General features: G+C 41.4%; 9 protein-coding genes. 4 read left to right on the forward strand and 5 right to left on the reverse strand.

All coding sequences use genetic code 11. The annotated features are described in order from the left end of the window. The first annotated feature begins 233 nt into the window (after positions 1–233). Together QW520_04720 and QW520_04725 are read left to right on the forward strand one after the other, a co-directional pair. Positions 234–1,199 carry an FkbM family methyltransferase gene (locus QW520_04720; protein MEM0449105.1) on the forward strand — a complete coding sequence of 322 codons (966 nt, stop codon included), beginning with the start codon at positions 234–236 and terminating at the stop codon, positions 1,197–1,199. Positions 1,200–1,286: 87 nt separating this feature from the next. Continuing rightward, positions 1,287–2,708 carry a radical SAM protein gene (locus tag QW520_04725; protein ID MEM0449106.1) on the forward strand — a complete coding sequence of 474 codons (1,422 nt, stop codon included), beginning with the start codon at positions 1,287–1,289 and terminating at the stop codon, positions 2,706–2,708. 23 nt (positions 2,709–2,731) lie between these two features. Here QW520_04725 and QW520_04730 read toward each other — a convergent pair whose 3' ends face one another. The 4 genes from QW520_04730 to QW520_04745 all read right to left on the reverse strand — a co-directional run bounded on the left by QW520_04730 (position 2,732) and on the right by QW520_04745 (position 8,435). Beyond that, positions 2,732–3,931 (reverse strand): glycosyltransferase family 4 protein, encoded by a 1,200-nt coding sequence (locus QW520_04730; protein ID MEM0449107.1) that lies wholly within the window; start codon positions 3,929–3,931, stop codon positions 2,732–2,734. Between the two features lie 334 nt (positions 3,932–4,265). Continuing rightward, positions 4,266–6,878: a PAS domain S-box protein gene (locus tag QW520_04735; GenBank protein ID MEM0449108.1), complete on the reverse strand. Its 2,613-nt coding sequence runs from the start codon at positions 6,876–6,878 to the stop codon at positions 4,266–4,268. Between the two features lie 174 nt (positions 6,879–7,052). Beyond that, complete coding sequence (locus QW520_04740) at positions 7,053–7,304, reverse strand: hypothetical protein (protein MEM0449109.1); 252 nt, start codon at positions 7,302–7,304, stop codon at positions 7,053–7,055. Between the two features lie 219 nt (positions 7,305–7,523). Further along, a complete protein-coding gene (locus QW520_04745; GenBank protein MEM0449110.1) occupies positions 7,524–8,435 on the reverse strand; it encodes a type II CAAX endopeptidase family protein in 912 nt (303 codons plus the stop codon). Positions 8,436–8,585: 150 nt separating this feature from the next. On the opposite strand from QW520_04745, the gene QW520_04750 reads away from it, so the two are divergent. Then, positions 8,586–9,578 (forward strand): DUF1616 domain-containing protein, encoded by a 993-nt coding sequence (locus tag QW520_04750; GenBank protein MEM0449111.1) that lies wholly within the window; start codon positions 8,586–8,588, stop codon positions 9,576–9,578. A 13-nt stretch (positions 9,579–9,591) separates the two neighbouring features. Here the strand turns inward: QW520_04750 and QW520_04755 are convergent, their stop codons facing one another. Continuing rightward, on the reverse strand, positions 9,592–11,106 hold the full coding sequence (locus QW520_04755; protein MEM0449112.1) for an oligosaccharide flippase family protein: 1,515 nt from the start codon (positions 11,104–11,106) through the stop codon (positions 9,592–9,594). Positions 11,107–11,251: 145 nt separating this feature from the next. On the opposite strand from QW520_04755, the gene QW520_04760 reads away from it, so the two are divergent. Next, positions 11,252–12,187 carry a hypothetical protein gene (locus QW520_04760; protein ID MEM0449113.1) on the forward strand — a complete coding sequence of 312 codons (936 nt, stop codon included), beginning with the start codon at positions 11,252–11,254 and terminating at the stop codon, positions 12,185–12,187. Positions 12,188–12,237 lie beyond the last annotated feature (50 nt).

Below are 12,237 nucleotides of genomic sequence, written 5' to 3' on the forward strand. Positions count from 1 at the left end.
ATGAAAAGTATAATGAAAATAATTATTTACCAAATGCGTAAAAAGCATTGTATTGTGATTATTTGTAAAATTTTAGTTGTATAATAAACATTAATTTTATATTAAAATATAATAAATTATTAATTTATAAAATAATATTTATATAAATTAGTTTTTAAAAAACAATATATAATAAATAAAAAGAATAATAGAATATAAAAAAAATTAAAAATTGGCATGATATTCATTAATTCATGATCAATGAGTTTGTCTTTTTAAAAAATTCATTAAAGAAAATTGGTTTGGAAAAAAAATATACTAAAAAAGTTTTATATTTGATAATTTTAGGCTTAGATATATTATCCTACATTATTTTTATAATAAAAAATATAATTTTAAATATTAAACTAAAAGGTGATATCTATAACATTTTTAGAATAGATAATTATCTTATGTATTTAGATATAAATGCAAGAGGAATTCACCAGGATTTAAAAGTATATAGAAAAAGGGAAATTTATTCTTATAGTTTTTTTAAAAATATAATAAAAGATGATTCAATAATTGTAGATATAGGAGCTAATATTGGTTATTATGCGCTATTAGAATCCATCCATGCAAAAAATGGTAAAATATATGCTATTGAACCTGTGTTAAAGAATTATAATATTTTATTAAAAAATATATATATTAATAAAATTAATAATATAATTCCAATAAATATAGGAATTTCTGACAAAAACGAATTTAAGCAAATTTATGAATATGAGTGTTGTAATTTATCTAGTTTCATTAAATTAAATAATAAAAAGATTGTTTCAGAAAAGTTAATAGAAACTAAAAATTTAGATGATTTTATTTATTTATATAATATATGTCCAAACATTATTCGAATGGATGTTGAAGGTTATGAATATGAGATTTTTGAAGGGGCTAAAAAATTTTTGAAAAATTGTAAAAATATAACAATTTTCATTGAATTACATCCTAAAATACTAGGAATTAATAAGTATTTAGAAATTTTAAATCTACTTAAACAAAACGGTTTTAAAATATTAGCAATTTTTAATGAACCCCCCCCTTTAAGGTTACCTTTATTAAATTTATATTTATATTTTTATAAATATAGCAAATATAATTATGGTAAAATAGAAGGAGGATTTGACAGACTTTTTAAAATGGCTGATTTGGATTATTTTGAATTATTTATTACTAAATGACTTAATTAAAATTATTATATGCTTATAATATTATCTATTATTTTCATAATAAAAGCATTTAAGATGAGATTTTCTATTTAATATTTAATGAAAGTATTGTTAATTAACCCTCCAACATCTAAGAAAGGGCAATTTATTGCCAGAGAAGATAGGTGTGAAAATTCTGTAATCAACCCTATTCCACCAACTGGATTGGTATATTTAGCAAGTATTTTGGAAGAAAAAAATCACCAAGTTAAAATAATTGATGCGAATGGAGCTGATTATTCTTTAGATTTTTTGCGCAAAGTATTCCTTACTGAAAAACCTGATTATTTAGTCATCAAAGTAGCTCCAGAAACTTTTCATTCAGATTTAAAAGTAGCCGAATTATGTAAAAATATATGCAAAAGTAAAATTATAATGATATGTTGGTCCTTAACAAATTTACCTCTTGACGTGATGAATAATGCAAAATTTGTAGATTATTATATTATTGATCATTATTATGAAAGAGTTATACCAGAAATCATTGACGAAGTAAGATTATCATCAATAGAGGGATTAGCATATCGTGAAGAAGACAAAATCGTTTTAAATGAAGGTTCCAATAAATTTGATTATAATAAAATAAAAAAACCTAACTGGAATTTAATTGAAAACTTTGAGAAATATTGGGTTCAAGCACCTGTCTTTTCTCCATGGTGTATGGTGATAAGTACAAAAGGGTGTGGCATGGGTTGTATTTTTTGTACTATTTATGATATAAAGCCTTCTTTTCGTGATATAAAAAATGTTGTTGATGAGGTTGAGTTTTTATATAATAAAAAAAATATAAATTATATTTCTTTTTTTGATGCAACTTTTAATTTGAATCACAAACGACTTATTGCTATTTGCCAAGAGATCAAAAGCAGGGAATTGAAAGGATTAATTTGGTTCGCAAATATTCGTGCAGGCATAACGAAAGAAGAAGCAACTTCAATGTATGAAGCTGGTTGCCGAGGAGTTTCAATAGGAATAGAATCAGGTTCGCAGCAAATATTAGAAAATGCCGCGAAAGGCATTGATATAAATCAAGCTTCTAATACGATTAAGATTTTAAAATCTGTTGGCATTAGACAATATACATCTTTTATTTTAGGCCTTCCTGGTGAAACTATGGATACTATGCGTATGACTAAAGAATTTATTCTTAATACAAAACCTAATGGCTTTCAAATCAATAGTTTGGTTCCATATCCAAGAAGTAAAATTTTTGAAATTGCTAAACAAAAAGGCTTATTAAAAGATTATAACTTTGAGGATTTACTTTTATATAACACTCCAATCAGTTTATCAGATCATTTAAATGCAAATCAAATCAATATGTATAGGGAAAAGATTTATAAAATGATTTATTTAAATCCTACTTGGTGGCTTTATAATGCCATGGAAGCTTTATTTAACAATCAAGAAATAAAAAGTAATTTATCTTATAGTTTTAGACTTCTAAAAAGGGTTTTTCAAGGTGTAAAAAATGAAGTATAATGTAATTAAAAAAACATTAGAATTCAATTTTTTAAAATCGATTCATACAATAATTCGGTTTTTTTTGCTGTGATGTTCCAATTGAATTCCTGTATTGCTTTTTTTCTTGCCGCCTCTCCCAATTTCTTCCTTTTATTATCGTTTTCAATTAAAGAAATCAATGTCTCAGCAAGCATTTTGCTATCGCCAGGATTAATTAGAATTCCTTCTTGATCGTTAGTAATCATTTCCGGAATTCCACCTACATTTGTAGTCACAATAGCTGTGCCGGAGGACATTGCTTCGAGAATTGCAAATGGAAAATTTTCGTAATAGGATGGTAAGACAAAAATGTCCGATGAGGCCAATAATTTTTTTTTCTCTTCCGTTGTAAGGTATCCTAAATAAAGGCAGGAATTAGGTAACTTTTTTATAATATTTTGATCGCCCGGTCCCGCAATTATAAATTGGACATCATAATATTTTTCTATAATTTTTATCGCTTCTAATAGTGTCAAAATTCCCTTTTTTCCTACAACCCTTGAAATAAATGTTATTATGGGCATATTTGTTTTTATATTCGGATTCATATTTTTTAAGAAACTTACATCTTTATTACCTGGGTTGAACGCATTTATATCAATTCCATTGTAAATAACATTTATCTTATTTTCATCTATTTTTTTTTCTTTTGAAAATATTTTCTTTGCCCAATTTGAAACTGTAATATAATTATATCTTTTTTTATAATAATTATTTTCCAATGGAATAATAATCGGTGAAATTAAATAACTAAGAAATTCACTTCTTTCTAAAAAGCTAAAATTTATTTTATTATATATTATTGCATTAATTTGACCTTGAACGGTGGTGTGTATCGTTGTCAAAATCGGTATTTTTATACGAGAAGTATTTATAAATAAATCTGGCATTGTACTTTGCGTATGAATTATGTCAATATTTTCTTTCTTCAAAATTTTTTCTAGAATACCTTTAACTTTTAATTGAAAATCGACATTAAAGAGAAATGTATCTGATGCAATACCAACACTATACAAATTAACGTTATTTTTATATTTATATTCTTCCTCTATAATTTTAATATTTTTATTAAAAGTCACTCTCTTTGGAGTAATAATATAAAGCTCAACTTTATGAGATAAAGTTTTCGCTAGCTCATTTACATAAGTTCCAACTCCTCCCCAAACAGTATGAAATTCGGGTGTCAATATTAGTACATTCATTTTTTTAAATGAATCCATTTTAGTTTTATAATGTTATCTATAACTTCTGAATTTGTAAATATTATAAAATGCTACAATCCTAATTTATAATTATAATAAGCAATTTTCATTTTGCTAAACTTTTTTGATTATTTATTTATTATATAATAATATATTAATTAAACTTTTTTATATAATATTATTATTTTTATTATTATAAAAATTATAATAATATTTTTAAAATATAGACAATATATTTATATTAAAAGATACAATTAATACTTCATTAATTAATTAAACAAACTCTTGAAACTGTTTATCACTAATTTTTAATTATAAAAATGAATTTTTCTCTTCATTTTTTCCAATTATTCTCAGGTACGCATATTAAAAATTTGGCCCCTTTTTCCCCATTTTCATAAATTTTAATATTTGTTACGATTAATATCTCTCTAATTAAAAAAAGTCCTAGGCCAGTATTTTTTCCAAATCCTTTCTCGAAAAGCCGAGGCTTATCCTCTTCCTTAATCCCAACTCCATCATCCTCGTAAACGATTACCAACTCCTTACCCTTCACCTCCGCGCTCACCCTTATATTCTTCACTCCCCCTCCATGGCGCATGGAGTTGTCGATGAGATTGTAGGGGACCCTCTTCACCAAGGGATCGGCGAAGATCTGGAACTCCTTGGGCATGTTGTGCAGTGTCACGCCCTTCGGCCTGAGGCGGGAGAAGGCATCCTCAACCAGCGTGGCGAAGCTGAACCAAGCCGGCTCGCTCGCCCCCACTCTCTGATAATCGCTCATGAACCAGACCTGCTCCTGCACGTTCTCCAGGACCTGCGCCATCCTTTCCAGGCTAGGCCGGAGCTTATCGCCCTCGGTGGTGAGCCTGAGGCATAGCCCCAGAAGACCGCTCAGCACCACCATTTGGTTGTTCAGATCATGCCTCACGATCTCGTTCAGCATCCTGAGACTAGAATTCATCTTGCTGAGCTCCATCTCCTTACGCCGCAGATCGGTTACGTCCCTCACCGTCTCGATAGCCCCTATCCTCCTTCCCTTGGCGTCATATATCGGTGCGGCCGTGCCCCAAATGTAAAGCCCCTTACCATCGGCCAAAGCGGGGCAGAAGGTCTCGGCATAGAGCACCTCGCCCTTCCTGGTCACGTAATCGTACTTGCTCTCCAGCTCCTTATCGTCCATGGCGATCAGGTCATGGAGCATCGGTCGGGATATGCCGTAAAAAGGAACCGCCTGGGCCCCTCCCTTCTTGCCCAACATCTCCTCCTTGGGCACGCCGGTCAACTTCTCCATGGCGCGGTTCCATGCCACCACCTCGCCTTCGGAATCGACCACGAAGGTAGCCTCGGGGAAGAAATCGAGCACATCTTCCAGCACTTCATGTGAGGTGCGCAAATTCTCCTCTGCTAGCTTCATCTCAGTGATGTCCGTGAGATAGGCTAATGATGCGGGCCTCCCATTCCAATTGACCCTCACCGCCTTCACATCCGTCCAGCGCACCTCGCCGCTCTTCTTTAGGACACGTATCTGGTAACTAGAGGGGGCATTCTCGCCCTTGGCTCTTGCCGTCATTATGTCCGTGACCATGCCCCTGTCATCAGGATGTATGAAGGTCGTCAAAGGGAGACAGAGCATCTCCTCCCTGCTATATCCCGTGAGCTCGATGGCCATGGGATTCACCATGAGCAGCATCGATCCCTGCGCAAGCACTATGGCCTCCGACGCGCTTTCGAACAGGGTGCGGTACTTCGCTTCGCTCTCTCTCAGCCTCTCCTCTGCAATGATGCGATCGGTCACGTCCTCAAATATGACCGTGAACTGCATCGGGGCATTGCGGTAGGCGCTGACAGAGAAATATTTCCCCATGGGCTTGGCGTAGCTGACGAACCTATCTGGCTCACCCGTCATCGCTACCTTTCCCAACCTTTCCACCCAAAAATCTTCCAGCCCTGGTATCACTTCTCTTAGTGTCCTGCCTATGACATGATCTGAACTAAGGCCAGTGAGGGCCTCGAAGGCAGGATTTACCTGGAGGAGGCGGGAGTCCACCGGTCTTCCCCCCTCGTCCAATATGATTTCATGGACAGCCACGGCATCGATCATCGTCTCGAACAGCCCTCTCAGCCTCTGCTCCGCCTCCACCAGCGCTCTTTCCGAGAGCATGTGCTGCGTAGTGTCGATCAAGAAACCTTCTAGGCCGATTACAGAGCCATTTAGGTTGACCGGGCGCGCGGTGTAGTTATGGTACAACACCCTGCCGTCGCGGGTGAGCCTCTTGGCTTCGCCATGTGATATCGTCTCGCCAGAGAGTACCCGCGCCACTACCCTCTCTGCCTCCGGCAGATAGTCAGGTGGCTGCGTCAAGGAGAAATGCTTTCCTATGACCTCCTTCTCATGATCATAGCCATGCATGCTTAGCCATGCCTTATTGACCTTCCTGAACCTCCCCTCGGAATCAATGAAGAAATAGCCCGCAGGCGTGGCCTCGATTATCTCCCTTAGCCTTTCTTCGCTCTGGCGAAGCAGCTCCTCTGCCTTCCGCTTATGCACTACCGAATTGATCCGATGTCTCAGTTCGGCGAAGGTCGGTTCCAACGGAATGGTCTTTTGCAGATATCCATCCGCGCCAACGTTCAGGGCCTCCTTGGCGACTTCCTCGCGCCCTTTCCCGGTGAAAAGGATAAAAGGTATCTCTTCCCCCTCTTTTCTAAGCCATTTCAGGAACTCAATCCCATCCTCTCCTGGCATTTGGTAATCGCAGACTATGGCATCATAGTCATCCTCTTCTAGCTTCTTCCTTGCCTCCTTGGTGGAGAGGGCGACCCTGACTACTGTTCCCTGCTCTACCTCAAGGAATGCCTTGATCACCTCAGCGAAGCTTTCATCATCGTCCACTGCCAGGACACGCATGACATCACATGACATGCGAAGCTGCCTATGAGTCACTCACTCAAATACCTTTTCTGGGGAATTTCATCAATCGATAAAAATCATGAGCGCTAAATTCGCCTAATCGTGAAGACGGTCAGGATATGAAATATGTAAGGTCACAACAACTAATATATTATTTTCATCATCAAATCGCTTTTCGAATAACTGCTTTACTTTAAAACCTTGACCTCAGGCGAAAGGTGTTATAACCTGAAGCACCTGGAAGGTGACGCTCATAACGAACGCTAAGAAAAGCGGCATTATGACTGCGTCCAACGAGCTTAGGGCTCTCTTTGATTTCTTGCTCGAGGCCATGACTAACTCTCGACCTGAGAGCAGAAGGATTAGCAACACTGCTACCAATGCTCCGCCGATGCCCAATGTGACTGCCGAGGTAAGAGTGATCGCGCTAGTGGTTGCCGCTGTCGATGTTGCGGTCATGGTAGTAGCTGCTAGTAAAGGCATGTTTTCTACCTTATTGAGGTAATTGGTATGGCCCTTATAAAAAAATTGCTAGTCCATTATCTTTCCAGATTCGTGAATGCATCATATGGTCTGAACAATTTTAATATCAACATACCATAGACATGTTAGAGGATCCCACTCACCCTATTCTCGTCAGCATTGGTATATTGTCATCCGTCTCTCCAACACATAAGCTTAAAACAGCCTCAGGTAGCCGAAGGGCAGGAAGGAGAAGAGGAAGAAATTGATCGAGCCGTGTATGAGAGAGACGTATCCCAGACTACCAGTGATGCGGTACAGATTCCCCAGGAGCAAACCTACGATGAATACATAGGCCAAATAGTCGAGGCTCAGATATACTGAGTGCATCGCTGCGAATACCATGGAGGAGAGCACCACACCTAGCACCACGGCGGATACGGTCATCATGAACTCGCCCATTTTGCTGATTACCCTCCTTTGTAGAATGGCGCGAAAAAGCAATTCTTCTCCGAATCCCACGAAGAGGAGCATAATGACGCCTAGAAAAAGCAGATTGGCCAGGTCCCATTCTGGTATTAAAGCTTCAGGGGATATGATGGCGTACTCAACGTTTGCCAAGGCGTATCCGGTCAAAACTCCTGTGGCCAGGAGTGCCGTGGCCTTCATAGGCCTACGCAGTACCCAGCGGAAGGCTTTCATACCGCCCTGCGCCACTAGCTTCAACTGCTCCTTGACCGGCCTGCCATCGCCTATCACGATCATGCCGCTTACGATGGCCGCCAGGTAGATGGGGACGAAGTTGTAGAGGGTGAGGTCGAAGAACAAGGGCATACCGAGACCCAATATGCGGATGAGGGAGACAAGAGAGAAAGCCTGGAACAGACCTTGGTCATCGCCTATCACCACCAACAGCAGAAGGCAAAGGAATACATTCAACCCATGCACCCATATGCATTCCATGGGATAGCCGACGAAGAAGAAGGCCTCGGCGGAGAGGATTAGAGCCAAAGGAAGGAGGATGTTGATGAGGTTCCTTAGAGTCAGGGCACCGCCCTTTCCGATTTCCATAATCGACTGCTTTGTCTGCTCGACCTCTCCATCTCCAGTTATCGTAGGCTGAGACATTATCTAGGCCTGTGGCGTGAGTGATGCCTTAGCACTATGAAAGCATAACGGTTCGGTGCTCAAGAGCAGATTCACACCTTAACTCTTCATCCGCTTTCATGTCAAGCCTTCGAGAATCAATAAATACAGCCTATTGTTTCAAAGGCGGGGATGAATCAAAAGGCCAAGGAGTCATGGGATCTGCTGGGCATAGCAGTCTCCTCCATCCTCCTGGTTCTCTCCATAGCCTTTCTGCCAGAGTTCCCTCTGAGGATCGTCCTCGGTCTGCCTTTCCTACTCTTCTTCCCCGGATACGTGCTCATAGCCTTCCTTTTCCCTGAGAAAAAGAGCTTGGAGATCATAGAGCGCATCGCCCTCTCCTTCGGGCTGAGTATCGCCGTGACACCACTTATAGGCTTTGCACTCAACTACACGCCTTTTGGCATTCGATTGGCGCCGATCCTTGTTAGCATCACCGCTTTCAACCTAGGATTCAGCTACCTGGCATGGTGGAGGAGGTATAAGATAGAGGAGCCTTACCTGCCCTTCGACCTTAAGGGCACGTTCAACTCCCTATTCGCCCAATACCGCTCTGAGGGCAGGCTGGACAGAGCCCTAAGCATCATTTTGGTGATTTCGATTGTCTCCTCGGGAATAGCGCTCGCCTACGTCATCGCTGTGCCTCGTCAAGGAGAGTCCTTCACCGAGTTCTACATCCTAGGGCCGGGCCACAACGCCTCCGGCTACCCGCACCGACTAAGGGTCGGAGAGCAGGCCAACGTTATAGTTGGCATCGCTAATCACGAGCGTCGCCAGGTACATTACTTCATCCAGACCTGGCTAGTCAACGCCAGCTTCATCGACAACCGCACCGTGGTGCACGAGTTATATTATCTGGAGCAGTTCGATGTAGTGCTGGGGCATAAGGACGTCGACCTCGAGTCCCCTTGGGAATCGCAGTGGGAGATGAACTACTCCTTCTCCATCCCCATCGAGGGCAAATATAAGGTATGGTTCTTCCTCTTTCTGGACCAGGTGCCTTGGTACGCGGAAGGGTTGCAGTACATGCAAGATTGCAGGGGTACACCCAGCGAAGAGCTGGTGCAGAAAGCGGTGAGAAATGAGCTCTTGAGCCTTAATCTCAACCTCGATGTGCGCGCTTGATGCTTTGTGCGCCTCATCCTTTTGGTCTCGCCTTAACTTCATCGATGGAGTAGCGCACCAGCTTATGTGGGTTGAGCATGTCCAATATATATCGGATATCGTCGGCCCTTAGCTCTCCAAGCGCATAGAGCACCACTGAGAAGGACCCCATTGCCATAGCCACATAGAGCAAGAGGATGACCCAGTTCGTTATGGGCATTAAATTGGATATCAATATTAATAGTACTGAACTCGCAAACATTGCCAGCAACTGATAGAGGATGCAGGGATTTGAGGATGTACCTGTCAAGCCAAGCACTACCAGTCTGGTAGCCATAAACACCACAGACGTGGAGATGAGCAAGGATATTGCTGCACCTGTGTAGGAAAGGCCAAGCATGGGCATCCCCAGTAGGTCATTTGGTACTGTGATAAGCAAAAGCGGGACGAAGATCAGGAAGTTTAGAAAGGTTAGTTTAGCATCGATATCAGGTCTATTCACAGCATTTATCTGTGAAGCATGAACCGCGTTGGCCAGATTTAAGAAGGTAGCGAGGGAGAGCCATCTCATCGGGCCTCCAGCCTCTGTGAACCTAGGCCCAAATAGAGCGACGGCAATCTCGGTGGGGAAGAGGAAAAGGAGAGCGGTTATGGGAAGACCGAACATAGTGATATACCTCTCGGCTGCCAAGGTGACACGTCTGATGGCTTCAACTTCGCCTCTCGCATGCCATTTGGAAAATGAGGGGAAAGTTATGGTCGAAACCGAAACCCCCACAAGGGCGACCACACTCAAGAAGGATTGACTCGAGGAATAGAAGGCAACAGAGACCGGAGAATGAAAGTAGCCTATGAGGATTTTGTCAACGTTGGCGCTAGCTGTCCCAACGATCACCACTAACGCCAACGGAAGTGCGAATCGCGCATAAGATTTGTATAGTGTAGGTCTCCCCCATCTGATCCCATCTCTCATTAGGAGCAAGAAGGCAGTGATGACAACGGAGATGCCAGCAGCCACGTATGCGAAAGCTAGCGAAACGGTATCACCACCAGCAAAGGCCACAATGGCGATCAAAGGTATCCTTACCCCAACATCAGCCAAGATCATTAGTTGGGCTTTGGCTATCTTCAGCATCCCATAATATGTCGTGGTTACGATGCTGGAAAGATTATAGAGTACATAATATAGCGTGAACAGTGTGATGAGTTCTATTGACTCTGGAGAAAATACCATGCCCATGATTGCAAAATAAGCAAAGACAGAAAGTATCGTAACGGCGACCAACAGGCCAATCAGAAACATTTTGATCATAGCGAAGGTGGCCAGGCAATCCTTCAGATCCTGTCCTTCCGAGACCTTCTTGATGTGAGCGCTGTTGAACCCCAGGTCCGCCACGGCGTTGAAGGCGGCCAGGAGCGAGAGGGTGAAGGCGATGGAGCCATAGACCTCTGGCCCTAGTAGATTGGTTATGAGGAAGAGTCCCACGAATCCAAGGAACGAAGTGAGCAGCCTCACGGCCAATATTAGCAGGGATTGCCTTCCAATCATAATATCGCCTTGGCATTATTCATTGGGTATTTAATCATCCGCCAGTCTCTGAGTGTTTTAGAAACGCGAATTTATTGGGCATCGCTTCCCTGATGGATAATATGAGGCAAAGAGATTTAAACAGAGACGCTGGTAATAGCGGAGGATGAAGCTCAAAGAGAATGCCTGGCTCTTGCTCTCCATCATCGTTTCTGCCTTCATAGCGTTAGAGGGGGCCATGTGGCTGCTTCTCGTAAAGGGAGTCACAATCAAAGGAAATCCCATGCTTTCTGGTGATGTAACGACGCTAGGTGTTGTTCTGCTTTTCATCGGCCTGGCCTCTTTGGCGTTTGGCATTCTGACCATTATGAAGCCTTTGATTTTAAAAGAGAATTTGAGGTTGCTCATCATCTCCAAATTGGTCAAGATCATTGGAGGAGGGGCGATAGCCCTTGAAGGCGTGATGCTCGCCTTGATTGCTGGTATGGCATCAATTGAGGGCCTAGGGACTTATGAGACTTATATCTGGGCTCTGTTCGCCGGCCAGCTTTTCTTCATTGGAATTGCGCTCTTGTGGCTAGAGTTAATCTCCTTCATGCAATTTAAGCTGACCCGTTTGCTCATGTATTTGGGTGGCATAGTGATTGCTGCAGAAGGGGTTGTGGTGATAGGAATCGCAGACCCTACAATAATCGATGGACTAGGCGGCATTTTGGAAAGGACTGTCCTGATGGCAGGAACAGCATTATTGTTTTTAAGCCTCGTCTATCTTGTGAGTTGCTACCTAGTTGATTTGGCGGTGCGTTTTAAATCTGCATTCTCCGCTCTGAAGCTGGTGTCTGGCGCATTTCTTGTTGTCGGGGGCCTTGCCTTAACAACCATAGCAACAAATGTCACGCCTGAGGATATTGGTACAATCACCACTCGGACCGTCATGCTGGCAGGACTGCAGCTTACGCTAATTGCTGGCATATCTCTTCTGGCATCTGGCTCTATGACCAACTCGCCATCCCGCCATTGGGGAAGGCTTAGCACCGCGACAGCATTGTTCTTGATGCTATTGCTGCCTACGGCGTTCCTGACTGTTGGCAAGTTCTGGTAAGGCTGAACTTAAAAGGGAAGGCGCGTTCAAAGCTATCCTCGAGGTCTTCG

This window comes from Methanomassiliicoccales archaeon (genome assembly GCA_038740345.1).
Lineage (GTDB): Archaea > Thermoplasmatota > Thermoplasmata > Methanomassiliicoccales > UBA472 > JAJRAN01.

Coding starts and splice junctions, on each gene's coding strand:
- QW520_04720 (MEM0449105.1), top strand. CDS start 234: ATGATCAATGAGTTTGTCTTTTTAAAAAATTCATTAAAGAAAATTGGT.
- QW520_04725 (MEM0449106.1), top strand. CDS start 1,287: ATGAAAGTATTGTTAATTAACCCTCCAACATCTAAGAAAGGGCAATTT.
- QW520_04730 (MEM0449107.1), bottom strand. CDS start 3,931: ATGAATGTACTAATATTGACACCCGAATTTCATACTGTTTGGGGAGGA.
- QW520_04740 (MEM0449109.1), bottom strand. CDS start 7,304: ATGACCGCAACATCGACAGCGGCAACCACTAGCGCGATCACTCTTACC.
- QW520_04745 (MEM0449110.1), bottom strand. CDS start 8,435: ATGTCTCAGCCTACGATAACTGGAGATGGAGAGGTCGAGCAGACAAAG.
- QW520_04750 (MEM0449111.1), top strand. CDS start 8,586: ATGAATCAAAAGGCCAAGGAGTCATGGGATCTGCTGGGCATAGCAGTC.
- QW520_04755 (MEM0449112.1), bottom strand. CDS start 11,106: ATGATTGGAAGGCAATCCCTGCTAATATTGGCCGTGAGGCTGCTCACT.
- QW520_04760 (MEM0449113.1), top strand. CDS start 11,252: ATGAAGCTCAAAGAGAATGCCTGGCTCTTGCTCTCCATCATCGTTTCT.